The sequence below is a fragment of the Erwinia sp. HR93 genome (genome assembly GCF_034555055.1).
GTDB lineage: Bacteria > Pseudomonadota > Gammaproteobacteria > Enterobacterales > Enterobacteriaceae > Apirhabdus > Apirhabdus apintestini.
This window is the reverse complement of record NZ_JAXUDP010000002.1, coordinates 85,702-110,773: the sequence shown is the minus strand read 5'-3', so window position 1 is coordinate 110,773 and position 25,072 is coordinate 85,702. Positions and strand designations below refer to the sequence as shown.

At 50.3% G+C, this 25,072-nt stretch carries 21 protein-coding genes; 11 read left to right on the top strand and 10 right to left on the bottom strand.

Annotated elements, in window-relative coordinates:
* Positions 1-36: 36 nt before the first annotated feature.
* Positions 37-528, top strand: a complete 492-nt coding sequence (locus SFA31_RS18920; protein ID WP_322839513.1) for a YajQ family cyclic di-GMP-binding protein — start codon at positions 37-39, stop codon at positions 526-528.
* A gap of 218 nt (positions 529-746) precedes the next feature.
* On the opposite strand, the gene SFA31_RS18915 is transcribed toward SFA31_RS18920, so the two are convergent.
* The 8 genes from SFA31_RS18915 to SFA31_RS18880 all read right to left on the bottom strand — a co-directional run bounded on the left by SFA31_RS18915 (position 747) and on the right by SFA31_RS18880 (position 9,892).
* The gene (locus tag SFA31_RS18915) at positions 747-2,123 is read right to left on the bottom strand and encodes an MFS transporter (RefSeq protein ID WP_322839512.1); all 1,377 of its coding nucleotides are present in this window, start codon (positions 2,121-2,123) and stop codon (positions 747-749) included.
* 455 nt (positions 2,124-2,578) lie between these two features.
* Complete coding sequence (gene cyoE, locus SFA31_RS18910; RefSeq protein WP_322839511.1) at positions 2,579-3,469, bottom strand: heme o synthase; 891 nt, start codon at positions 3,467-3,469, stop codon at positions 2,579-2,581.
* Between the two features lie 8 nt (positions 3,470-3,477).
* Positions 3,478-3,807: a cytochrome o ubiquinol oxidase subunit IV gene (locus SFA31_RS18905; protein WP_322839510.1), complete on the bottom strand. Its 330-nt coding sequence runs from the start codon at positions 3,805-3,807 to the stop codon at positions 3,478-3,480.
* Complete coding sequence (locus tag SFA31_RS18900; protein WP_322839509.1) at positions 3,807-4,421, bottom strand: cytochrome o ubiquinol oxidase subunit III; 615 nt, start codon at positions 4,419-4,421, stop codon at positions 3,807-3,809. Before SFA31_RS18900 ends, SFA31_RS18905 begins: the two co-directional genes overlap by 1 nt.
* The gene (cyoB, locus tag SFA31_RS18895; RefSeq protein WP_322839508.1) at positions 4,411-6,402 is read right to left on the bottom strand and encodes a cytochrome o ubiquinol oxidase subunit I; all 1,992 of its coding nucleotides are present in this window, start codon (positions 6,400-6,402) and stop codon (positions 4,411-4,413) included. Before cyoB ends, SFA31_RS18900 begins: the two co-directional genes overlap by 11 nt.
* A gap of 5 nt (positions 6,403-6,407) precedes the next feature.
* A complete protein-coding gene (gene cyoA / locus SFA31_RS18890; RefSeq protein WP_322839507.1) occupies positions 6,408-7,349 on the bottom strand; it encodes a cytochrome o ubiquinol oxidase subunit II in 942 nt (313 codons plus the stop codon).
* A 440-nt stretch (positions 7,350-7,789) separates the two neighbouring features.
* Positions 7,790-9,265 carry a muropeptide MFS transporter AmpG gene (gene ampG, locus SFA31_RS18885; RefSeq protein ID WP_322839506.1) on the bottom strand — a complete coding sequence of 492 codons (1,476 nt, stop codon included), beginning with the start codon at positions 9,263-9,265 and terminating at the stop codon, positions 7,790-7,792.
* Positions 9,266-9,313: 48 nt separating this feature from the next.
* Positions 9,314-9,892 carry a lipoprotein gene (locus SFA31_RS18880; protein WP_322839526.1) on the bottom strand — a complete coding sequence of 193 codons (579 nt, stop codon included), beginning with the start codon at positions 9,890-9,892 and terminating at the stop codon, positions 9,314-9,316.
* Between the two features lie 298 nt (positions 9,893-10,190).
* Between SFA31_RS18880 and bolA the strand changes: the two genes are divergently transcribed.
* The 9 genes from bolA to SFA31_RS18835 all read left to right on the top strand — a co-directional run bounded on the left by bolA (position 10,191) and on the right by SFA31_RS18835 (position 20,841).
* Positions 10,191-10,508 (top strand): transcriptional regulator BolA, encoded by a 318-nt coding sequence (gene bolA / locus SFA31_RS18875; protein ID WP_322839505.1) that lies wholly within the window; start codon positions 10,191-10,193, stop codon positions 10,506-10,508.
* A 318-nt stretch (positions 10,509-10,826) separates the two neighbouring features.
* Positions 10,827-12,125, top strand: coding sequence for a trigger factor (gene tig / locus SFA31_RS18870; RefSeq protein WP_322839504.1), 1,299 nt, complete (start codon positions 10,827-10,829; stop codon positions 12,123-12,125).
* A gap of 420 nt (positions 12,126-12,545) precedes the next feature.
* Positions 12,546-13,169 (top strand): ATP-dependent Clp endopeptidase proteolytic subunit ClpP, encoded by a 624-nt coding sequence (clpP, locus tag SFA31_RS18865; RefSeq protein WP_322839503.1) that lies wholly within the window; start codon positions 12,546-12,548, stop codon positions 13,167-13,169.
* A 131-nt stretch (positions 13,170-13,300) separates the two neighbouring features.
* A complete protein-coding gene (gene clpX, locus SFA31_RS18860; RefSeq protein ID WP_322839502.1) occupies positions 13,301-14,578 on the top strand; it encodes an ATP-dependent protease ATP-binding subunit ClpX in 1,278 nt (425 codons plus the stop codon).
* Positions 14,579-14,838: 260 nt separating this feature from the next.
* Positions 14,839-17,193: an endopeptidase La gene (gene lon / locus SFA31_RS18855; protein WP_322839501.1), complete on the top strand. Its 2,355-nt coding sequence runs from the start codon at positions 14,839-14,841 to the stop codon at positions 17,191-17,193.
* Between the two features lie 221 nt (positions 17,194-17,414).
* Positions 17,415-17,687 (top strand): nucleoid-associated protein HU-beta, encoded by a 273-nt coding sequence (hupB, locus tag SFA31_RS18850; protein ID WP_322839500.1) that lies wholly within the window; start codon positions 17,415-17,417, stop codon positions 17,685-17,687.
* A gap of 271 nt (positions 17,688-17,958) precedes the next feature.
* Complete coding sequence (gene ppiD, locus SFA31_RS18845; RefSeq protein ID WP_322839498.1) at positions 17,959-19,836, top strand: peptidylprolyl isomerase; 1,878 nt, start codon at positions 17,959-17,961, stop codon at positions 19,834-19,836.
* A 148-nt stretch (positions 19,837-19,984) separates the two neighbouring features.
* Positions 19,985-20,344: a ComEA family DNA-binding protein gene (locus SFA31_RS18840; protein WP_322839497.1), complete on the top strand. Its 360-nt coding sequence runs from the start codon at positions 19,985-19,987 to the stop codon at positions 20,342-20,344.
* Between the two features lie 95 nt (positions 20,345-20,439).
* The gene (locus tag SFA31_RS18835; RefSeq protein ID WP_322839496.1) at positions 20,440-20,841 is read left to right on the top strand and encodes a YbgC/FadM family acyl-CoA thioesterase; all 402 of its coding nucleotides are present in this window, start codon (positions 20,440-20,442) and stop codon (positions 20,839-20,841) included.
* 470 nt (positions 20,842-21,311) lie between these two features.
* On the opposite strand, the gene queC is transcribed toward SFA31_RS18835, so the two are convergent.
* Both queC and SFA31_RS18825 read right to left on the bottom strand, forming a co-directional pair.
* Entirely contained in the window at positions 21,312-22,007 is a 696-nt protein-coding gene (queC, locus tag SFA31_RS18830) for a 7-cyano-7-deazaguanine synthase QueC (protein ID WP_322839495.1), read from the bottom strand.
* Between the two features lie 83 nt (positions 22,008-22,090).
* Positions 22,091-23,791, bottom strand: a complete 1,701-nt coding sequence (locus tag SFA31_RS18825; RefSeq protein ID WP_322839494.1) for an SgrR family transcriptional regulator — start codon at positions 23,789-23,791, stop codon at positions 22,091-22,093.
* Positions 23,792-23,991: 200 nt separating this feature from the next.
* Between SFA31_RS18825 and cof the strand changes: the two genes are divergently transcribed.
* A complete protein-coding gene (gene cof, locus SFA31_RS18820; protein ID WP_322839493.1) occupies positions 23,992-24,810 on the top strand; it encodes an HMP-PP phosphatase in 819 nt (272 codons plus the stop codon).
* Positions 24,811-25,072 lie beyond the last annotated feature (262 nt).

Here is a 25,072-nt window from a genome sequence, read left to right as displayed (position 1 = left end):
TATGCATCGCAACAGAAAAGAGAGGGAAAATAATTTATGCCATCCTTTGATATCGTTTCTGAGGTAGAAACTCAGGAAGTACGTAATGCTGTTGAAAACGCATCGCGCGAGCTGGAAACCCGTTTTGATTTTCGCAACGTAACGGCCAGTTTTGAGTTTAATGAAAAAAATGCGTCGATAAAGGTACTCAGCGAGTCAGAATTTCAGGTGAATCAATTGCTTGATATCCTGCGTGCTAAGCTGCTGAAGCGCGGCATTGAAGGCAGTTCAATTGAAGTGCCTGAGGATTTTGTGCATAGCGGGAAAACCTGGAGCGTGGATGCCTCGCTGAAACAAGGCATTGATGCGGCGATGGCGAAGAAAATCGTGAAGCTGATTAAAGACAGCAAGCTTAAAGTCCAGGCGCAAATTCAGGGTGAGCAAATTCGCGTGACCGGTAAGTCCCGCGATGATTTGCAACAGGCAATGGCGCTGGTGCGCGGCGGGAACCTGGGGCAGCCTTTTCAGTTCAACAATTTCCGCGACTGAGTATGGCCCGCCTTTTTTAGGTGAATGAGACGATAGCGGCATGCGAACAGCGTGCCGTTTTTTTATGCTTATTAGCGATGTTGCGCCCGGGGCGGTATCGGAGTGATCCGGGCGGCCAGGCTATTTGTCGGCAGCGGCCGTAAGTCTGGCCCTGGCCCGGTCCAGGTGAGTAAGGGCGCTTTTATAATATTCGTGCGACGCACGCCCGCTGCTCCGGATTATGCTTCAGCTACGGCGTCTTTAAGATACTGCTCGACCTCAAATCGGTTCGTGAGTTTGCTGTCAATTTTGATATACGCGCTGCGCTCTTCGGGCACCAGTATCGCATCGGTTATCCCGGGAGCGGCCAGCAGGCGCTGGCGTATCGCATCCACTGAGCGATAACCCGCAGGCAATTCAACGCGCAGGCTGCTTACATAAGGCGGTTCTTTTAGCGTAAAGCTTACTGTGAGCCAAATAACCGAGAGCAAAGCGCCGAACAGAAATACCGTTTGCGCGTCAAACTGCCCGGCAAGCCAGCCGCCCGCCGAGCCGCCAATAGCGACGCCGAGAAACTGGCTGGTGGAGTAAACGCCCATTGCGGTGCCTTTATAGCCGGCCGGCGCTTCTTTGCTGATAAGCGATGGAAGCAGTGCCTCCATCAGATTGAAAGCGAAAAAGAAAATCTGTACGCCTGCGGCCAGGGTCCAGAAACTGCTGCCGGCGCCCCAAAGAATGATCTCCGCCAACAGCAGTAATGCGACGCAGCTAATAAACACGCGCCGCATTTTTCGCTTCACTTCCGCATAAATAATGAAAGGGACTACCAGGATAAACGCCAGCACCATAGTGCAGAGGTAAACTTTCCAGTGCTGTGAGGCAGGCAGCCCAGCCAGCTCCATTTCACCCGGCAGAGCCACAAAAGTCGACATCAGCATAATATGCAAACACATAATGCCGACGTTTAATTTGAGAAGCTGAGGATTAGCGAGCACGTTGCTAAAGCAGCCCTTCACCATTCCTGACTCTCGGTTTAGGACGTGTTCGCGGCTATCCGGTACCAGCATTAGCGTGATGACGATACCCAGCGCGGCCAGCAGCGCTATCATCCAAAACAGACCGTTTAGCCCGATAGCGTGGGTGATAAGCGGGCCGGCCACCATGGCAATGGCGAAAGTCACGCCAAAGCTAACGCCAATAAATGCCATTGCCTTGGTGCGATTTTGCTCCCGAGTGAGATCGGAAAGCAGGGCCATTACTGCAGCCGCGATAGCGCCGGAACCCTGCAGCGCGCGCCCGAGGATAACGCCCCAGATTGAATGCGTCAGCGCGGCAATAACGCTGCCTAACACAAACACCAGCAGGCCGCCGACGATCAGCGGTTTGCGGCCAATTCGGTCGGAAAGCAGGCCAAAAGGAATTTGGAAGATAGCCTGCGCCAGGCCATAAATACCGATAGCCAGCCCGATAAGCGCTTCGCTCGCGCCCTGTAGCGCCATGCCCCAAGTGGTGAGCACCGGCAATACCATAAACATGCCAAGCATTCGTAGTGAAAAAACGGCGCCAAGTCCCCATGTGGCGCGCCGCTCTACGGGCGTCATTTTATAGTCGTTCATGATTGTCCCGGATAATAAGTTGGATAGGGCGTCATTGTCGTCAACGTAGACTATCTTCGCTAAAAGGCAGCGCGCGGCCCGGATTAGGGCTATCAGTCGCTTTATTTTGTGCGATAAATGCCGCTGCGGTCATAGTGTAATGCGCTAAGTCGTGCGAATAAACGCTCGCTGTTTTAGCAAATATTACAAAGGGTACCCATTGAGTTGCGCCGCTGGGTCGGGCGGTTAAAGCCATATTTGTTATCGGGCAGGTTTTATTGCCCGACTTATTTTCGCGATGACCTTATCTTCCCTCCCATGGCCGCTATCAGAACACATTGGATCCTCTGGGCACCGGTGTTTACCGTTAGGGGATGCGTTTTTGCGAGGCAAAATAAAGCGGGAAAATCAGTCATCCGATTTTCCCGCTTGCCTTACTGCCCATACGTAATCCGGGCAGCCATTAAAACCGGGTACTACCACACATAGGTGAGCAGGCTGTGAGAATCCGGCACCATAAAATCGACGGACATCATAATGCTTAGAGATGTAATGGCGATAATCGAAAACACAAACAGCTTGCGCGCCCATCGTTTATCATCCGCCACTTTATATCCACGCAGCGCCATACCCAGCCACCACACGCTGACCGCGGCGGCAACAACCAGATATTTATATCCGGCGTAACCCCCAAGCGATAGCATGAGCGTCGCTATGGCAAACGCGACGATATAGAGCGTGATATGGTTTTTGGCCACCGAGATGCCTTTCACCACCGGTAATACCGGAATATTTGCGACCTGATAATCTTTAAAGCGGAAAATAGCGATCGCATAGGAGTGCGGCATCTGCCACAGGCTAAAAATCGCCAGCAAAATCAACGCACCGGCGTCGAATTCATTGGTGACCGCACAGTAACCGATTACCGGCGGCGCGGCGCCGGAAAGGCTGCCGATGAGCGTGCCGTAGACCGATTTACGCTTCATATAGAGACTGTAAACGCCCACGTACACCACAAACCCCATCACCGACAGCCACATCGCGAGCGGATTGGCGCCGAACCACAGCAGCATAAAGCCAGCGATACCCAGCACAGTGGCGTATACCAGCGATATTTTCGGTGAGATCAGGCCTTTCACCAGCACCCGATTTTTCGTCCTTTCCATTTTACGATCGATATCGCGGTCAATCAGGTTGTTATAGACACAGCCCGATGCCACGACCAGCGATACGCCAATCAAGGTATAAAGGAACAGGAGATAATCAATACTGCCTTTTGAGGCCAGTAAAAATCCTCCAATGACAGAAATTAAATTCCCGAAAATAATTCCTGGTTTTGTCACTTGCAGGTATTGCTTAATCATCATCGCCGCTCTTAGTCAAGCATCATGTTGTGGTTAAGGTTCCACATAATCCAGATCGAGCCTACCACCAAAATGGCGATAATCAGCACGGTGAAGATAAAGGCTACCATGTTCCAGCCTCCTTCAGAGGAGGTGTTCATATGCAGGAAAAATGACAGGTGAACCAATATCTGTATCACCGCGGTGACCAGCACGACGCCGAGCAGCATCGCGTGCGATGCGCTGCCGTTCATGACCATCCAGAATGGGATGAGCGTCAGGATGATAGACAGAATAAATCCTGTCACATAGCCTTTGACGCTGCCGTGGGAAGCCCCGCTATGATCGGTTAAATGACTCATTACATCGCCCCCATCAGGTAAACAACAGAGAATACGCAAATCCATACCACGTCCAGGAAGTGCCAGAATAGGCTGAGGCACATGATGCGGGTACGGTTAGTGCCCGTCAGACCGCGGCGGGCTATCTGGAACATTAGCACGGCCATCCACACAAGCCCGGAGGTTACGTGCAGGCCGTGAGTCCCTACCAGCATAAAGAATGCAGACAGGAAACCGCTACGCCACGGGCCGAAGCCTTCGCCAATCAGATGATGGAATTCATAGATTTCCATTGCGATAAACCCGGCGCCGAACAGGAACGTAAGCGCCAGCCACACCATGACCTGACTCTGATTGTTACGGTGCATGCCGATGGCCGCCATACCATAGGTAATGGAGCTGAGCAGCAGCAGGAAAGTTTCGACCAGCACAAACGGAAGTTCGAAAATATCTTTTCCTGCCGGGCCGCCGGCGGTGCCGTTCACCAGAACGGCATAGGTTGCGAACAGACATGCAAACAGAATGCAGTCGCTCATCAGGTAAATCCAGAAGCCAAACACTTTGTTGGCTCCTGCATCGTGATGCCCATGAGAGTGCTCATGGGCGTGCGCATGCGCCAGAGTATCAGTTGACATGTTTCAGCCCTGCTTTAGTGATTTCATCGAAGTGCTGATTTTCCAGCGTCTCGATTTCAGAGACCGGTACGTAGTAATCGACGTCTTCATCGAAGCTTTTCACGATCCAGGTCACAATCATGCCCGCGAATCCGATAATCGCCAGCCACCAAATATGCCAGATCATCGCAAAGCCGAAGATAGCGCTGAAGGCGGCAATGACCATACCGGCTGCGCTGTTTTTCGGCATATGAATCTCTTCATAATGCGCCGGCTGCTTATAGGCTTCGCCTTTTTCTTTCATTTCCCAGAAAGCGTCACGCCCATGAATTTCAGGCACTACGGCAAAGTTATAAAACGGCGGCGGTGAGGAAGTGGACCATTCCAGCGTGCGGCCGCCCCAGGGATCGCCGGTTAAATCACGATTCTGCTCGCGGTCGCGGATAGAAACGTAAAACTGAATGACCTGACACAGTACGCCGATACCGATGAGCGCGGCGCCGCCTGCGGCAACCATTAACATTGGGTGGAACTGCGGATCGATTTGCTGGCTCAGACGGCGCGTCATGCCCATAAATCCAAGCACGTACAGCGGCATAAAGGCTACAAAGAAGCCGATTATCCAGAACCAGAAGGCGCGTTTGCCCCAGGTTTCATTCAGCGTAAATCCAAAGGCCTTTGGCCACCAGTAAGTCAGGCCGGCAAAACAGCCGAAGACTACGCCGCCAATAATGACATTATGGAAGTGCGCTATCAGGAACAGACTGTTGTGTAACACAAAGTCTGCCCCCGGTACGGCCAGAAGTACGCCGGTCATCCCACCGATAGAGAAGGTGACAATAAAGCCGACGGTCCAGGTCATGGCAGAGTTAAACGTAATGCGCCCCTGATACATGGTGAACAGCCAGTTGAAGATTTTCACCCCGGTTGGGATGGCGATAATCATAGTGCTGATACCAAAGAAGGCATTAACGTTGGCGCCGCTGCCCATCGTAAAGAAGTGGTGCAGCCAGACGATGAACGAAAGTACGGTAATGCAAACGGTCGCCCATACCAGCGAGGTGTAACCAAAGAGACGTTTTCTGGAGAAGGTCGCCGTGACTTCGGAGAACACGCCGAAAACCGGTAGCACCAGAATGTACACTTCCGGATGGCCCCAGGCCCAGATGAGGTTAATGTACATCATCATGTTGCCGCCCATATCATTAGTAAAGAAATGGGTGCCCAGGTAGCGATCCATGGTCAAAAGCGCAATAGTGACCGTTAAAATAGGGAAGGTAACAATGATAAGGACGTTGGTACACAGCGAAGCCCAGGTAAAGACCGGCATTTTGAACATGGTCATGCCTGGAGCGCGCATCTTCAGAATCGTTACAAAGAAGTTGATACCGGTAAGCGTGGTGCCAATACCGGAAAGCTGAAGGCTCCATATCCAGTAATCGACGCCAACGCCGGGGCTGTACTCAAGCCCTGAAAGCGGTGGATAAGCGACCCAGCCAGTTTGAGCGAATTCGCCGACGCCAAGGGACAGGTTGACCAGCACTACCCCAACTACGGTGAACCAGAAGCTCAGGTTATTCAGGAAGGGGAAAGCGACGTCGCGCGCGCCAATTTGCAAAGGCACAACGAGATTCATCAGACCGATGACAAACGGCATTGCTACGAAGAAGATCATGATAACGCCGTGCGCGGTAAAGATCTGATCGTAATGATGTGGCGGCAGGAATCCGGCCTCGCCGGCGGAGGCCAGCGCCTGTTGGCTGCGCATCATGATAGCATCGGCAAAACCGCGTACCAGCATCACTAGCGCGACAAGCACATACATTATGCCGAGGCGTTTATGGTCGACGGACGTCAACCACTCATTCCATAAATAACTCCACTTACCGAAATAAGTGATAGCCGCCAGTATCGCCAAACCTCCGACGATGATAGCGGCGACCGTAACCATGATAATCGGCTCATGGTACGGAACTGCATCCAGTGTCAATTTTCCGAACATCGTATTTATTCCTCGGCGCCCTTGTGAGAGGTTCCCGTGTGATTCATGGTCATGTTCCCGTCGGCTTCGCCCTGGGTCAGGTCCATGCTTTTCCCGTGCGACATGAATTTGCTGACGACATCTCTAAACAAATTCGGCTTCACGCTGGAGAAGTATTCCACTTTGTTATACTCGCTCGGAGCTGCAAGTTTCTCAAAGGCGGCCATGTCATTCATGGTTTCCGGCGATTGTTTAACTTTGGCCACCCACTGGTCAAAGCTCGCTGCGTCCGGTGTAGCTATCGCCTTAAATTTCATACCGGAGAACCCGGCGCCGCTGTAGCTGGCGGAGATACCGTCATAAGTTCCCGGCTCGTTAGCGATGAGATGCAGCTTAGTTTGCATACCCGCCATTGCATATAGCTGGCTGCCGAGGCGTGGAATAAAGAAGGAATTCATCACTGAATTAGAGGTTATCTTAAATTCAACCGGATTATTGGCAGGGAACGCTATCTCGTTCACGGTGGCGATACCCTGTTCCGGATAAATAAAGAACCATTTCCAGTCCATTGAAACCACTTCAATCGTGACCGGTTTTTCGCTATGCGCTAGCGGGCGGCTCGGTTCCAGCGAGTGGGTCGTTTTCCAGGTCAGAACGGCCAGGAATATGATGATAAGAATGGGAATAGTCCAGACGACTAGCTCGACTTTATTCGAGTGCGACCAGTTAGGGCTGTATTTTGCGTCCTTGTTATTTGCCCGATACTTCCAGGCAAAGCCAATAGCCATTGCGATAGCCGGAATAACGACAATTAACATTAGGCCAAGCGCCGTCAGTATTAGTGAGCGTTGTTCCAGGCCGATCTGTCCTTTAGGGTTGAGCAGTGCCGAATCACAGCCGCTGAGTAATACAGCGCCGGCGGTTAACGACAACCGTCCCAGATAGTTATTGTATTTCCTGAGTCTCATTTAACGACCTCAATTCCACGGGCTTTGGTGGCGTTTAAAGTGTGCGGGCATTTTACGGGATGGTTACATTACTGTAAACATGGGTAAGCAGGTGTCAGGCGGGTGTTACCGGGTTCTGCCAGGGAAGTCACATGAAGGCGCATGAATTGTAAAATAATATCGCTAGTAGCGCGAGTAGGCCGAATATAACCAGAAGATATGTAAAGAAATGTCAATCATGAATAATGATATAATAATGGCGCTTAATTAAACATTAAATTAACAATTATCTTCATGTTATAAAACAATTGACTGTTTTAAAATGATTAATAACCGGTATGAATTAAACATTATTACGCGCACGAATCGTTAAAATAAAAATGCAGGGATCGTTGTTATTTTGCTGAATTCAACCCGTGCCGGGCGTTCATATTTCTTACGCCCGGTCATATGGATAGTGGTTATAGCAAAGAGGTACGGCGCAAAGCTAAATAATCCAGTACGCTGCCGGTAAGAATGCCGGTCAGAGCACACAGCGCGCCGGCGAGAAGTAAATAATCGCTGGCGGCCCATGAAATAGGCGTAAGCGCCTTCAGGATTACGGTAATAAGCCAGAATGCGAGAAATAAACAGCCTATAGTCAGTATGCGCAGGGCTATACGATAAGCGCTGGTGAATTCAGTTCGTAACAGAAACTTGTTGGTGCGCTGCGTATAGGCGAGGGTGCGGCGACATAACAATAACAAAAAGATGCCTGGTACGGCCGCAGCGACAGAAAATAGATAGAATGTAGGCCAGCCGTGCTCTTGTACGAACCAGCCGGCGACTGGGCCAACGTACACGCGCCCTACGGCGGAAAGCGCAGACAGCAATGCGAACTGCGTCGCGGAAAACGAGCGGTTACACAGCGTCATGAGTAAGGCTACAAATGCTGCGGTACCCATACCGCCGCACAGATTCTCGAAGAATACGGCGCCAGCCATACTTAGCATATGTTTATCAGTAATAGACAAGAGCCAGTAACCGGCGTTTGATGCTCCTTGTAAAATTCCGAAAATTAATAGCGCCCTGAATAAGCTAAGGCGTTGCATGAGTATGCCGCCATACAGCGCGCCGACAATAGTTGCAAACAGACCAAGCGTTTTATTCACTACGCCCACCTCGCCAGCGCTAAACCCAACGCCGCGAATAAGAAACGTCGTGCTCAGGCTCATGGCAAACGCATCGCCCAGTTTGTACAACACGATCAGTAACAGGATTAGCCAGGCGTTATTGCGCCCAAAAAAGTCGCGTAGCGGAGAAAGTACTGCGTCTTCCAGTGAGCGTGGCGCCGGTGTGGCATCGTCCGGTTCTGGCGCCAGCAAAGTAGCAATCATGCAGGGGATCAGCAGGGCGGCCATTAACCAGTAGGTTGCCTGCCACCCCAGGTATTTGTCCGCCAGCCATAAAGCAAGCCCGCCTGACACTAACATGGCCAACCGATAGCCCAATACGCTAACCGCTGCGCCGGTACCGCGTTCCTCAGTGGGTAATACGTCGGTTTTCCAGGCATCGAAAACAATGTCCTGAGAGGCTGAGCAAAAAGCGATCAGTACCGCTAAGGCTGCCATCCAGCGAAGATGCGAAACGGGATCGAGAAAGCCCATTGCCGCAATGCCGCACAATAAAAAGAGTTGTGTAATAAATAGCCATCCACGCCGCCGCCCTAAAAAAGGCGGCGTAAAACGGTCCATCATCGGGGACCATAAGAATTTAAATACATAGGCCTGGCCGACCAGAGAGAAAAATCCGATTGTTTTGAGATCGATATTTTCAACCGTCATCCACGCCTGCAGCGTTCCGGAGGTTAACGCCAGCGGAAGGCCGGAGGCAAAACCGAGAACCAGCAAAATTGCCGTTTTAGGTTGACGGAAAAGCTGAAGCGTAAGACTGGACATTGCTAAACCTGATTAGTGGCCCGGTTCACCGGGCCTAACTGTATTTGATTAACGGGCGTTTTGCTTAATAAAATCATGTACGCTGGTATCCTGCGCCATATCCGCGATGGTATCGGTTAACACCGTGTTCACTGCTTTTGCAATATCGCTATTTGACGCCTGGAAAGCACCTTCAACCGTGTAAGTTGAGCGGTACTGCTTATTCATGCGGTTGCCATTTTTAGCCGTTGCGTTAATGGAAATATCCGCTTTGGTGGCGATGTTGTAGCGTAAATTTCCCTGAGAGACATCGGCAAAGAGCCGATTGACAATAACCTGGAGATCGACAGGACTATTTGGTCCAATCATATAACCACGGGCTGTCATTTGCTTTTCCAGCACTTCCTGAAGTAGAAATCGTAAATCGCGTGATGGCGTTAATGAAGTGAGTTGATTGTCGCGGGTCACTTTGGCTAACGCCCGATCGCTACGATTATCTGCCCCATTGATGCTGATAGTAATCCCCATCAGACTCGGGTCTTGCTGCGGTAGCGCAATTTGTGGTGCAACATCTATCGTATTTGATCGGGTGGCGCAGCCTGCCAGTAAAAATAGTGCAACCAGCGGTAAACAAATCTTTTTAATCATCATTTCGGTCTCTTGTTACAAGGGCGCTTCGATAAAATTTCCGTCATCATATCACTGCTGTAATACAGAGGAAGGGAAAAGCGGTGTAAACATATGACATTGCCTGCCACGCCGCTATTGTGAAGGGCGGAATCAGACGATCGCGCGGTTTTCCGATGAGTTAACGCGTATTAGCGCTGCATTTTGCTAACTGATGTCTCAATAGAGACTTTTTTGTTGTCAAATAATAATGAAAAAGTTAAAAGCGGCTAACATTTAAAGGGATGGGAGACATCCCTGCGTTGACGAGGAAAGCACTATGATGGTACGCGAGAAAATAGAAGCAAAATTAAGGGCTGCATTTGATCCCGTGTTCCTGGAAGTCGTCGATGAGAGCTATCGCCATAATGTCCCCGCTGGCTCTGAAAGCCATTTTAAAGTCGTACTGGTAAGCGATAGCTTTGCCGGAGAACGTTTTTTGAATCGCCATCGCCTGATTTACCGAGCACTCAGCGAAGAGCTCGCCGGGAGTGTGCATGCTCTGGCGCTCCATACTTATACCAACAAAGAGTGGGCGGGTTTGCAGGACACCGTTTTTGCGTCGCCGCCTTGTCGTGGGGCGGGCAGCCTTGCCTAAGCGCATGCGTTATAGCTATGCGTATGCCAGTATTTATTTAACGGTTTCATCCAACGGCCTGCGGGCCGTTTTCTTTTGGAGCCCGCAGGCTATTTGCACAAAATTGTGAAAGAAGCAACAACGCAGGGCCGTCTCCGTTCTCGACTCCCCTCTGTGATGTCGCTATAATGCTGCGTCTTATTTTTTGGGTATGTCTTCGGGATGATTCTGGTGACAGGGAATGTGATTCTGACAACAGATGAACTCCCGGTACGGTGAAGCGTTTTGCGAAAGGGCTTCCGGAGTTGACCGAGCACTGTGATTTTTTGAGGTAACAAGATGCAAGTTTCAGTTGAAACCACTCAGGGCCTTGGGCGCCGTGTAACGATTACAATCGCTGCTGACAGCATCGAGAACGCTGTAAAAAGCGAGCTGGTCAACGTGGCGAAGAAAGTCCGTATCGACGGCTTCCGTAAAGGTAAAGTACCAATGAACATCGTTGCTCAGCGTTACGGTGCTTCTGTTCTTCAGGATGCGTTGAGCGATTTGATGAGCCGCAACTTTATTGATGCCATCATCAAAGAAAAAATTAATCCAGCAGGTGCGCCGAAATATGTGCCTGGCGAATACAAAAAAGACGAAGATTACACCTACTCCGTCGAATTTGAAGTGTATCCGGACGTTGAGCTGAAAGGCCTGGAAAGTATTGAAGTTGAGAAACCGGTTGTCGAAGTGACCGATGCTGATGTTGATACTATGCTGGAAACACTGCGCAAACAGCAGGCCGACTGGAAAGAAAAAGACGGCGAAGTGGCTGCTGAAGATCGCGTGACGCTGGATTTCACGGGTAGCGTCGACGGCGAAGAGTTCGAAGGCGGCAAAGCCACCGATTTCGTACTGGCGATGGGCCAGGGTCGTATGATCCCGGGCTTTGAGGAAGGCCTTGCTGGTCATAAAGCGGGTGAAGAATTTACTATTGATGTTACTTTCCCGGAAGAATATCACGCAGAAAACCTGAAAGGTAAAGCGGCTAAATTCGCGATTAACCTGAAGAAAGTTGAAGAGCGTGAACTGCCTGAGATGACGCCAGAGTTCATCAAACGTTTCGGCGTTGGTGATGGTTCACTCGAAGGATTGCGCGCTGAAGTGCGTAAGAATATGGAGCGTGAGCTTAAAGGTGCCGTACGCAATCGTGTTAAAACTCAGGCGATTGATGGCCTGGTTGAAGCGAATGATATCGATGTGCCTTCTGCGCTTATCGACGGCGAAATTGATGTGCTGCGTCAGCAGGCGGCTCAGCGCTTTGGTGGAAACGCTAAACAAGCGATGGAACTGCCGCGTGAACTGTTCGAAGAACAGGCGAAACGCCGCGTAGTCGTCGGTTTGTTGCTGGGTGAAGTTATTCGCACGCATGAACTAAAAGCGGATGAAGAACGCGTTAAAGGCCTGATCGAAGAAATGGCGTCTGCGTATGAAGATCCGAAGGAAGTCATTGAATACTACAGCAAGAATAAAGAGCTGATGGACAATATGCGTAACGTTGCCCTGGAAGAGCAGGCGGTTGAGGCGATTCTGGATAAAGCAAAAGTGACGGAAAAAGCGGTTGGTTTTAGCGACCTGATGAGCCAGCAGGCTTAATTTTTTCTTCCGCTATTTGCCGAGGCCCGTCACGCTAGTGGCGGGCTTTTTTGTTTGTATAGCCGTGCCATTATGGTGCCGGAGAAACGCGACGGTGCTAGTGACACAACATGTTATGAAAAGATGTTATGCTTGAAACAGGTGATATCTAACCCCATAACACCCTGAACGGTTTTTAGCGGCAACTATGGCGAACCTCCGTCTGTAGATAAAGCTTGCGCATGGCATAGTCAATCCATGCCAGCTCAAGTAAAATTAGTGCCTAATATAATGCCAGAATGAATTGCTGACCCTCGGAAAGCGGAAACATCCGCTTATTCACCTCTGAAGGTGAGCTAGCGGTGAACACATACCGAATTTAAGGCAGAACAGTAATGGCCGGGTATCGGGGCAGTGAGAATGATTATTAAGGAGACGGAAATGTCATACAGTGGCGAAAAAGAGCAATTTGCACCCCATATGGCACTGGTGCCGATGGTGGTAGAACAGACTTCGCGCGGCGAGCGTTCTTACGATATCTTCTCCCGTCTGCTCAAAGAACGCGTCATCTTCCTGACCGGTCAGGTTGAAGACCACATGGCAAATTTAATTGTGGCACAGATGCTGTTTCTGGAGGCTGAAAACCCGGAAAAAGACATCTATCTGTATATTAACTCCCCTGGCGGCGTGATTACCGCAGGTATGTCAATATATGACACGATGCAGTTTATCAAACCGGATGTTAGCACCATATGTATGGGGCAAGCGTGCTCAATGGGCGCCTTTCTGCTGACGGCTGGCGCTAAGGGCAAGCGTTTTTGTCTGCCGAACTCACGCGTTATGATCCATCAGCCGCTGGGTGGTTATCAGGGGCAGGCTACGGATATTGAAATTCACGCGCGTGAAATTTTAAAAGTGAAATCGCGCATGAATGAATTAATGGCGCATCATACCGGGCAGCCGCTGGAGAAAATCGAGCTGGATACCGAGCGCGATCGTTTCCTTTCTGCTCAGGAAGCTATCGATTATGGTCTGGTGGACTCTGTTCTGACCCATCGTAGTTAATGCCCAAGGCGCGGTGTGTCGCTATACTATAGGGAATCACATCGTGTCAGTTTTATCGTACCGGCAGCGCCGGGTTGGGGCACTTGCGTCGTTCCGTGCGGCACAAAGTAATAGAAAAGAGGTTTTTACTCATGACAGATAAGCGCAAAGACGGTTCAGGAAAATTGCTGTACTGCTCTTTTTGCGGGAAAAGCCAGCATGAAGTGCGGAAGCTGATCGCCGGGCCGTCAGTGTATATCTGCGACGAATGTGTCGATTTATGTAACGATATTATTCGCGAAGAGATAAAAGAGGTGGCTCCGCATCGAGAACGTAGCGCTTTGCCGACGCCACATGAAATCCGTAATCACCTGGATGATTATGTCATCGGCCAGGAGCAGGCTAAAAAAGTACTGGCGGTAGCGGTATACAACCACTATAAGCGCCTGCGTAACGGAGATACGTCTAACGGCGTGGAGCTGGGTAAAAGTAACATACTGCTTATTGGTCCGACAGGAAGCGGCAAAACTCTGCTGGCTGAAACGCTGGCCCGTTTGCTGGATGTTCCTTTCACTATGGCCGATGCGACCACGCTGACGGAAGCCGGATACGTTGGCGAAGACGTAGAAAACATCATTCAGAAGCTGTTGCAGAAGTGCGATTACGACGTACAGAAAGCGCAGCGTGGTATTGTCTATATTGATGAAATCGACAAAATTTCACGTAAATCGGACAATCCATCAATCACGCGCGATGTCTCGGGTGAAGGCGTTCAGCAGGCGCTGCTGAAATTGATTGAAGGCACGGTTGCCGCAGTACCGCCGCAGGGTGGACGCAAGCACCCGCAGCAGGAGTTTTTGCAGGTTGATACGTCAAAAATCCTGTTTATTTGCGGTGGCGCATTCGCAGGGCTGGACAAAGTTATCGCAAATCGCGTTGAAACCGGCTCTGGTATTGGCTTTGGCGCTTCAGTTAAAGGCAAATCGCAGAAAGCCAGTGAAAGCGAGTTACTCACACAGGCGGAACCTGAAGATTTGATTAAGTTTGGATTAATCCCTGAGTTTATTGGGCGTCTGCCGGTGGTGGCAACGCTGAATGAGTTGAGCGAAGATGCGTTAATCCAAATCCTGAAAGAGCCGAAAAATGCCCTGACGAAGCAATATCAGGCGCTGTTCAACCTGGAAGGCGTCGATCTTGAATTCCGTGATGAAGCGCTACAGGCGATAGCGAAAAAAGCGATGGCGCGTAAAACTGGCGCACGCGGTTTGCGGTCAATTGTTGAAGGCGCCCTGCTTGAAACAATGTACGATTTACCGTCGCTTGAAGATGTTGATAAAGTTGTTATCGATGATTCAGTGATAGAGGGGCAGTCTGAACCACTGCTCATCTACGGCAAATCGGAAAGTGCGCAGCAGGCATCTGGCGAATAATTCATCAATATTGTCAGGTGATTATTAGCAAAATGGGGGATTTTATCCCCCATTTGTTTTTCCTGCGCTCCCACCGTTGAATGTGCGGGAATCATCCCCATATACTGTTGACCTGATCTCATAATGACATGCAAAGACGAATGAATATCGGTAATTACTGCCGCGTGCCATTATGAGACACAGCCTTTTTATTGGAGATGCCGTGAAAAGCATTCACGCGCGCCCCAAACCTGGCGGAAACTAAACTGAGAGAGAGCTCTATGAATCCTGAGCGTTCTGAACGCATTGAAATCCCCGTGTTGCCTTTGCGCGACGTGGTGGTTTATCCGCACATGGTCATTCCGTTGTTTGTTGGCCGGGAAAAATCCATCCGCTGCCTGGAAGCTGCGATGGACCATGATAAAAAAATCATGCTGGTGGCGCAGAAAGAGGCTTCGACGGATGAGCCAGGTGTTAATGACCTTTTTTCCGTGGGGACGGTTGCCTCTATCCTGCAAATGTTAAAACTCCCTGATGGAACCGTTAAAGTTCTGGTTGAGGGGTTACAGCGTGCGCGCATTACTACTCTTGCTGATAACGGCGAACATTTCTCTGCTCAGGCAGAATATCTGGACTCGCCCGAGATAGAAGAGCGTGAGCAGGAAGTGCTGGTGCGCACGGCGATTAGTCAGTTTGAAGGTTATATCAAACTGAATAAAAAAATTCCGCCGGAAGTGCTGACCTCGTTAAACAGCATTGACGAGCCTGCTCGCCTTGCAGACACCATCGCTGCACATATGCCGTTAAAGCTGGCTGACAAGCAATCCGTTCTGGAAATGTCGGACGTCAACGAACGCCTGGAATATCTGATGGCGATGATGGAGTCCGAGATAGATCTTCTGCAGGTAGAAAAACGCATTCGTAATCGCGTGAAAAAGCAGATGGAAAAATCGCAGCGTGAGTACTATCTGAATGAGCAAATGAAGGCGATTCAGAAAGAACTCGGCGAAATGGACGATGCGCCGGATGAAAACGAAGCGCTGAAGCGTAAAATAGACGCGGCGAAAATGCCGAAAGAAGCGAAAGAGAAAGCAGAGGCCGAGCTGCAGAAGCTGAAAATGATGTCGCCAATGTCAGCGGAAGCGACAGTAGTACGTGGCTATATCGAATGGATGATCCAGGTACCATGGAATGCGCGCAGTAAAGTTAAAAAAGATCTGCGCCAGGCTCAGGAAATTCTGGATACCGATCATTACGGCCTGGAACGCGTTAAAGATCGCATTCTGGAGTACCTCGCCGTTCAGAGCAGGATGAACAAAATTAAAGGGCCAATTCTTTGTCTGGTTGGGCCGCCAGGGGTTGGTAAAACGTCTTTGGGTCAGTCTATAGCGCGGGCAACGGGGCGTAAATACGTGCGTATGGCTCTCGGTGGAGTGCGCGATGAGGCGGAAATTCGCGGGCATCGTCGTACTTATATCGGTTCCATGCCAGGAAAACTTATCCAGAAAATGGCAAAAGTTGGGGTACGAAACCCGCTCTTCCTGTTAGATGAAATTGATAAAATGTCATCTGACATGCGCGGCGATCCGGCCTCGGCGTTGCTTGAAGTGCTCGATCCTGAACAGAACGTCGCGTTTAACGATCACTATCTTGAGGTCGATTATGACCTAAGCGATGTCATGTTTGTCGCGACCTCTAACTCAATGAATATTCCTGCGCCGTTACTGGATCGTATGGAGGTTATCCGGCTCTCCGGCTATACCGAAGACGAAAAGTTAAATATTGCTAAGCAGCACCTGTTAACGAAGCAAATCGAACGTAATGCGCTGAAAAAAGGCGAACTGACGGTAGAAGATAGTGCGATTGTTGGCATTATTCGCTATTACACGCGTGAAGCCGGTGTGCGTGCGCTCGAACGTGAAATATCTAAGCTGTGCCGTAAAGCCGTGAAACAGTTGCTGATGGATAAGTCTCTGAAACATATCACCATAAATGGCGATAATCTGCATGACTATCTTGGCGTACAGCGCTTTGACTATGGGCGTGCGGAAAGCGAAAACCGCATAGGCCAAGTGACGGGGCTCGCCTGGACAGAGGTGGGTGGCGATCTACTGACTATTGAAACCGCCTGTGTACCGGGTAAAGGTAAGCTTACTTACACCGGTTCATTGGGTGAAGTTATGCAGGAGTCCATTCAGGCTGCGTTGACCGTGGTGCGCGCGCGGGCAGATAAACTGGGGATTAATTCAGATTTTTATGAGAAGCGTGACATCCACGTTCACGTTCCCGAAGGCGCTACGCCGAAAGACGGTCCGAGCGCCGGGATTGCAATGTGCACCGCACTGGTTTCCTGCCTGACCGGCAACCCGGTACGCTCAGACGTAGCGATGACCGGGGAAATAACGCTGCGCGGGCAGGTGCTTCCCATTGGGGGACTGAAAGAAAAGCTGTTGGCGGCGCACCGGGGCGGTATCAAAACGGTGCTTATTCCAGATGAGAATAAGCGCGATTTGGAAGAAATTCCGGATAACGTGATTGCCGATCTTGATATTCATCCGGTTAAACGCATTGAAGAAGTACTCGCACTGGCGCTGGAAAATGCCCCACACGGGATAGAGGTCGTTACGGCAAAATAGTGACCTGACGCAAAGAGAGGCATTAAAAAATGGGCTGGTAAGTGAATTCTCACTTGCCAGCTTTTTTTTGACTAGCTAACTTAATGACGTCTGACTTATTTTCAGACTAAGGCCTGCTATGACGGGAGTTGTAAGGGCATTGCAGGCCTGATATAACTGCTGCGCGGTCGCGTTTTGATGGATTTGGGCGCGATATCAATAAGAATGAGAGGAAGAGAATAGTGAATAAATCTCAACTGATAGACAAAATTGCCGCAGGCGCTGATATCTCCAAAGCTGCGGCTGGCCGTGCGTTGGACGCTCTGATTGCGTCAGTGGCCGAGTCTCTGAAAGCTGGTGATGACGTGGCGCTGGTAGGGTTTGGCACCTTTGCTGTGCGCGAACGCGCCGCACGTACAGGCCGTAACCCGCAAACCGGGAAAGAAATTAAAATCGCTGCGGCGAAAGTTCCGGCTTTCCGGGCAGGTAAATCTTTAAAAGACGCGGTCAATTAAATGGAGGTTTGCCAACAGGCAAGCGCATTTTCGGGGTCGCAGGTAAGGGCGCATCAGTGGATGTGCCTTTTTTCTTGGTAAAACGCCCGCTTTGGGCTGACAATTACCCGGTTTTCTTGTCACAATAAGACTTTATGCGCGGTGCTGACGTTTGGCTGCGTGGGATACCCTGTTATACCCAGAACTATCGGTCTAAGACTGGCCGTCATTTGCTTTACAGAGGCTGTACCGATGGACGTGGGGAGACATTACAGCGGAGTGTTGTTACACCATGATGGACAATTTGCGCGCGGCGGCTAATCACGCCGTGCTAAAGGTTATACTGGCCTTAATTATCCTGTCGTTTGTGCTGACAGGCGTTGGCAACTACCTGATTGGCGGGAGCAGTAGCTACGCCGCGAAAGTCAATGGACAGGAAATTAGCCGCGGACAGTACGAAAATGCCGTGACGAATGAACGCAATCGGATGCAGAGCCAGTTAGGTGAGCGCTATTCTGAGCTGGCTGCCAATGCGGGCTATATGAAGGAAATGCGTCGCCAGGTATTGCAAAAAATGGTTGATGAGGCGCTGCTCGATCAGTATGCGCAACACCTTAAACTGGGCGTCAGCGATGCGCAGGTGCGGGCAGCCATTTTCAAGGAACCGGCGTTTCAGAGCGATGGGCATTTCGATAACGCTCGTTACAATGGCATCCTAAGCCGTATGGGCATTACGCCTGACCAATATGCAGAATCACTGCGCAAACAGCTTACAACGCAGCAGGTTATAGAAGCCGTGGCTAATACGGATTTTATGCTGCCAGGTGAAGCGGATTCGTTAGCGGCGCTGGTGTCCCAGCAGCGTATCGCGCGCCAGGCAATACTGGATGTCGGAAAGCTTGCAAATAAGCAGCAGGCCAGCGACGCTGAAATTAACGCTTTCTATAAAAATAATGCTGCGAGATTTATGTCTCCGGAGCAGTATCGTATCAGCTATATCAAGCTGGATGCGGCAGCGATGCAGCACCCTGCTTCTGATGCAGAAATTCAGACTTATTACGATCAAAATCGCGGGCAATTTACCCAGCCGGCGCAATATCGCTATAGCGTTATTCAGTCGAAGACAGAGGCTGATGCTCAGGCCGCGCTGGATGCGCTTAATAAAGGCCAAAATTTTGCCGGCCTGGCGAAAGAGAAATCCACCGATATTATCTCTGCGCGTAAAGGCGGTGACATGGGCTGGCTTGATGCATCAACGCTGCCGGATGAGTTAAAAAATGCCGGGCTAAAAGAGAAAGGGCAGATTTCCGGGGTGCTGAAATCTTCTGTCGGTTACCTGATCGTTCGACTTGACGACCTCAAGGCCGAGCAGGTGAAGCCGCTGGCTGAGGTACGTAACGCTATTGCTGATAAAGTGAAGCAGGAAAAAGCTCTTGATGCTTATTACGCGCTCCAGCAAAAGGTAAGCGATGCGGCAAGTAACGATAATGAATCATTAGCCGGGGCTGAGAAAGCCGCAGGCGTGAAGGCCGTGCAGTCCGCATGGTTTAGCCGCGATACTCTCCCAGCAGAGCTTAACTTCAAACCTGTAACTGATGCCATTTTTGGCGGCTCATTGCTTGGCGAGAACGGTACGCCTGGGAGTAATTCAGACATTATTACCGTCGATGGCGATCGCGCGTTTGTACTGCGCATTACGGATCATAAGCCGGAAGCGATAAAGCCTTTAGACGACGTGCGTGATGAAGTGATTACGCAGGTAAAACATCAGAAGGCAGAAAAACAGGCGAAGATTGACGCAGATAAGCTGCTGGCATCCCTGAATAAAGGCGAAGGTGAGGCTGCGGTGATGAAAAATGCCGGGATAAGCTTCAGCGCTGCTAAAACGCTAAGCCGGGCGGATCAGGACTCGGCGGTACAGCGCGTATTCGCATTGCCGCTTCCTGCAAAAGGGAAAGCAAGCTATGGCAGCAGCGTTGATGCTAAGGGCAATATTATTCTGCTTGCGTTAGATGAAGTACGCAGCGGCAGTATGCCAGAGGCGCAGAAAAAGACGCTGATACAGGGAATGACCCAAAATAATGCGCAAATAACCTTTGAAGCCTTGATGGATTCATTGCGGAAAGAGGCCAAAATTAAATTGGGTGATGTTGTCAGCGAGCAGCAATAACGCGTATCAGCTCGCAAGCTAATGCAAATAGTATGTCATTTCAAAGGCCGCCCTGCGCGGCCTTTTCCATCCTCTGAATCTGGTCTTTGAGCGCTTTCAGTGAAGGTTTTATTCTGTACTGGCTGTTTACAACCAGGGAGAATACAGCATGAATAATCATCTTTTACCGACTATATGGATAATGGCAGCGCTATTTAGCGGGGCTACGACGGCAACTGCTGCCCCCGCAGCGGCGCCGTCAAAAGTAGCGCCTCAGGCATCGGAGGCCGCGCATGCCGCTACTAAAAATGCAAATACTCAGGATGAAACCCACGAGCGTGTCAGTATTAATACCGCCACGGCCGATGAACTGGCACACATGCTAAATGGCGTAGGTGAGAAAAAAGCGCAGGCGATAGTCAGTTACCGTGAAACTAATGGTCCTTTCAAACATTTGGACGATCTGCGAGTGGTACCCGGCCTTGGAAATGCGCTGGTAGAACGGAATCTCTCCCGAATTAAGCTTTAAGGCAAATCCAGGGAGTTTTAGTTATTCTTTGCTACGCTTAGAGGTCATACCAGTTTGGGCGACCTCTATTTATCCTTGTCATACAGGAGATGCGGATGCAATCAAAAATAAAAGTTCGGGGATATCACCTGGATGTTTACCAGCATGTAAACAACGCGCGCTATCTGGAGTTTCTGGAAGAAGCACGATGGGAATCGCTGGAAACCCAGGCCGTTTTTCAATGGATGCTTACAAACCATATCGCTTTTGTTGTAGTCAATATAAATATCAATTATCGCCTACCCGCCCGCTTAGGTGACTCGCTTTTGATAAACAGTAGGCTTGAGAGAATCGGCGGTAAAAGCGGTGTTGTAAGTCAAATTATTACCAGAGATTCTGATGGTGCCGTTGTCGCTGATGCCCGGGTTACTTTTGTATGTTGCAATACACAAACTCAGCAAGTGCTGCCTATTGAAGGGGAGCTTCGCCAGCGTTTTGAACAGATGATTACACCTTAATTGTGATGCGTAAAAAATATGCCCGCATCCTGTATGTCGTCGAGCAATTCACCGCTTATGGGTCCGGTGTGCCAAGGGTTTGATGCTGCTTAACTTTTCCGGCTACTGGCAGAGTACATTGCCTGCGTCAGGATAATATAAGACGTAATTTATACAGCACTCCGAGTCATCTCGGCTGTTTCTAATCTGAACGTTACATCAAAAAAATGTGGTACGGCCTGTAAGTTATAAACGTCGTGCCGGAGCTTATTGCGAGGCACCAAAAGAAAGATGCAAAACATAAATAATGTTGGGCCCATAAAGGGATAGACTTCACCATTTACCCGGCTGGCATAAAAATTCACATTCAGTAGCTTGCGAAAACCGCTGCTCTGCGATTTGCAGGCGCGGTTATAGCTCCGGTTGTGCGGGCTATTATTAATGGCAAAACCCGATAAGTGTTGTTTATCGGGTTTCGTCTTTAAACAGCTTCAGGGGAGATTCGCTTTTTGCTTTAGTTGCGCCATAACGCCGCTCTTGTCTGCAAGATAGCCCTGAAGGCCGTTAGCGCGCAAATGGCAGGCCGCGCACTCACCACAGCCATCGCCTTGAATACCGTTATAGCAGGTGAGTGTTTCATTACGCACAAGGTCAAGCTTTTCCCAGTAATCGGCCAACGCCCAGGTTTCCGCTTTGTTGAGCCACATTAAGGGTGTTTCAAAGCGAATATCACGCGCCATGCCGAGCGAAACCGCGTGGTTCAGCGCTTTCACGAACTCATCCCGGCAGTCGGGATAGCCCGAAAAGTCGGTTTCACATACGCCGGTTATTACTGCTTCGGCCTGGATTTGCCACGCGTAAATGGCTGCCAGTGTTAAAAACAAAATATTGCGCCCGGGGACGAAAGTACTGGGAATTTCGCTGCTATCAGGATCGTAGTGAGGAACAGGAATGCTATCTCGCGTCAGGCTGCTTATAGCCAATTCATTTAGCATTGTGACATCCAGCACTTTATGTGCGCTGGCGCCAAGTTTTTTGGCCAGCTCCTGAGCGACGTGGATTTCCGCACGGTGACGTTGCCCGTAATCAAATGTAATACAATGAACTTCATCGTAGTGGGCTAAAGCCTGGATTAAACAGGTCGTTGAGTCCTGACCACCACTAAAAACGACAACCGCGCGCGTCATAATCGATACCTTAATAAAAGCGATAACACCTTAAAGGACGCTATGGTAGCGCCAGTTTTCAATGTCTACCAGCCACTTTCATTTTAGGCACCCTCCGGTGGGGGAAGCCAGGCGCGGCTAAAATCAAACCAACCGCGCGGCGTCATGAAAATGCCGTTTACGCCGGGCGGTGCACTTATCTGATAACGATAGTGAAATAAAGGCGTCAGAATGGCATCTGACATTAATTGGGTAAATAATTCGCCTAATTTTTCATTGCGCAGTGCGGCGTCCTGAATTAACTGAATCTTATCCAGAGTATTAATAATTCCCGCATGCTGACAATTGTTAAGCAATTGTGGCCACAGGGAATCGCAGCGCAGCCACTGCTCAAGCGTATATTCTGCGGCTTCGCCAATAAGCCTGTCTCCCATCACAATATCTGCCTGCCCGGGTAAAGCGCTATCTTCCCAGCTTTTACCGTTGTGGAAAATGACCTTCAGGTGGCAGCCGTGGGGAGCAAGCTTCAGGCGTAGTTGTTCGGCCATTGAATGAAGCTCTATGGGTAGGTGATACGCGAGCGTAAGCTCGGGCGGCAGCGTTGGTGGTTCTGCATATGTAAATGCGGGAATGGGCCAGCCGGGGAGAATATGGTTGCCAGGGACAATAAGTGAGGGATTCACGGGAAGTTCATCAAGAATAACATGGTGAATCAGAGCAATAAGCCATTCTGCCTGCTGCCGTAAGAGCCTGCCATTTTGCCGGACCGCTAAATAGCAAAATCCCAGGCTAATGCTGCCATCTACCGGGCGAGCCTCATGCAGTTGACTATGTTGCCCAATGGCGATTTGAACCGGATGACTGCAACTGGTACCCAGATCGTGATCGAACAGATCCGGGGTTATCCAGTATTCAATTGTGCGCAATAGCGGGTGCTGTAAATGGTAACGATCGTGGCTATCAAGCCGCACTAACTTGTGATTAAAGAGCACCAACTGAAAGGGACCGCAGCCCTGCAAAGCCTGTTTGGGATGCGGCAGACGACTACAGTAGCTGGCTAGCCGGTAAGGGAGCCAATAATCCGGGTAATTAAGCTCAAAGGTCAGGCACAGCGTATGCGACGAGGTAATCTTTTTTACGCTGGCATACAGGCGGCGCATCGCGGGCAGAGTAAGTAATTGTTCAAATCGCTCAACAAGTTGTTCAACGCTAACGGCTTCACCGCTGTGCCAGAATAACGCAGGACGTAAAAAGAAATGCCAACAGAGGCCGCTCTTTGATACCTGCCAGTGGTGTGCCATATCGGCGACGGGGAGCCCGCTATTGTCGTCAAAGCGTACAAGACCGGAGAAAATCTGGCAGGCCAAATGCTGCTCGGCCCGGCCAGGCAGAAAGCCAGGCGTAAGTGGCTCCAGCGCCCGATAATAAGGGATTCTTAGCGTAGGGGCATCGTTATGCCAGCGGCCTCCCAATAAGGGTGTAATAACGTGGTGCAATTGCTCAGGAGTAATTTGCATAAGCCGCAGCGCCTCCTGGGGGCGGTGTTTCTCAAGAGCGGTTTCAAGTAATGACGCGCGCAGCGCGTCGGGAGCATGATGAAAAATCAGCAGCCCGCGTTTTCCCCGGCCAGCGCTGGCTTTCCAGCCCAGCCAGCCGGCTTCTTCAAGCTGGCGTAGCAAAGTGCGAATATGCCGCTCGCTGCAAAAGCAGCGTTCGGCCAGTTGAGGGACGCTTACCCGCTGCGGAGCGCCGAGGGATGCCTGCCAGAGCCGTTGAAACTGGTTCAGGCGATTTAACTGACGCATTGCAACTCCCTGTTTTCTTTAAAATCGCTAGTATTGGTTACTCTTTTCACGTCTGCCAGCGCTGAGGTGGCCTATTAAGTAGCATACCTCACAAATACGGAACAATTTTTCCAAAACTATTCAGTATTACTTCCGTATATTTCAGGCAATACTGGGGCCACCTAACGTATGCGCAAAAGTAACAGTAATAAGGGGGATGCGTGGCAAAACTGGCTGCATTTGATATGGACGGGACGCTACTGATGCCAAATCATCAGTTGGGTGCAGAAACGCTGAACACATTAAAGCGCTTGCAGGATGGCGGCATAGTTCTGGCTTTTGCTACCGGTCGGCATCATATTGAGATGCGGCATATTGCAGCGGCAATCGATCTAAAAGCCTACCTGATAACCGGTAACGGTACGCGCGTGCATGATATTAATGATAAGGCTATCTGGCGGCGCGATCTTCCGCCTGGAATTGTAGAGCACGTACTGCATGGTCACTGGGACACGCGTGCGAGCCTGCATATTTTTAACGATAAAGGATGGTTTACCCAGCATGACGATCCCGCGCTTTTAAACGCTCATGCGTTCAGCGGCTTTAACTATCAGCTTACCGACCTGCGTCGTTTGCCCGCGTGGGGGGTAGCAAAAATTTGTTTTTGTGGAGAGCACGCGGACTTACGCCAATTGCGCGTTCAACTCAACGAGGTACTGGACGATAGCGCGCATGCCTGCTTTTCTGCGCCGGGCTGCCTCGAAATACTGCCGGCTGATTGCCACAAAGGCGCGGCCCTGGCGGCGCTATGCGACCATCTTTCTCTGTCGCTGGATGAGTGTATGGCATTCGGTGATGCAATGAACGATCGAGAGATGTTATCCGGCGTAGGGCACGGTTTAATTATGGGCAACGCCATGCCTGAATTAAGAGCCAGTTTGCCGCATTTGCCCGTCATCGGGCACTGCCAGCGCCAGGCGGTTTCTCACTATTTAACACATTGGCTGGATACACCACACCTTACTTATTCCCCCGAATGATGAGGCTTTACAGCCAGCCGGGCCATAATAGATGCCCGGCTTTTTTTGCCCCTGTCAAAATATTTATTCTCTGGGGCACCAGAGAAAGCCCCGATAAAACGCCGAATACAAAGGGCTTTGCTAAACGTTTTCTCGCACTCAATTTAACTCTCCTGGCCATGAATGGTGCGAGGAGTAAATAGCTTATGAAGACGCTGCGCTGATTTACGGCGATGCTATTACTTCTCAGCCATTACGTGTAAAGCTCATAAATGGGTTAGTC